General features: G+C 64.8%; 1 protein-coding gene. It reads right to left on the minus strand.

The annotated features are described in order from the left end of the window. Nucleotides 1–35: 35 nt before the first annotated feature. On the minus strand, nt 36–315 hold a 280-nt coding region (locus tag EN852_RS38240; RefSeq protein ID WP_246694566.1), incomplete at its 5' end, for a nucleoside hydrolase.

A 315-nucleotide genomic window follows, 5' to 3' on the forward strand; every position in this document is an offset into this window, starting at 1 on the left:
CGTTCTTGGGGATGCCGGAATAGGTGGCGATCGCGTCAAGCGTGCGGTCGGTAACCGTAAGTCGTCCGGACTTGTCGTTCATGTAGCGGGTGACGGTCGACGCCGCCCATCAGCACCACTTCGCGCAGGCGAGGCACGATCCTCGGCTCCATGGTCATGGCCATGGCCAGATTGGTCATCGGCCCGAGCGTGCAGACGGTCAATTCGCCTTCAGGCGCGTCCATGATCGCGCGCACCAGGTAGTTGACCGCGTGTTCGTCCTGTAGCGGCGTCACCGGTTCGGCAAGGTCGGCGCCGTCGAGGCCGGTTTCGCCG

Source organism: Mesorhizobium sp. M2E.F.Ca.ET.209.01.1.1, assembly GCF_004010375.2.
Lineage (GTDB): Bacteria > Pseudomonadota > Alphaproteobacteria > Rhizobiales > Rhizobiaceae > Mesorhizobium.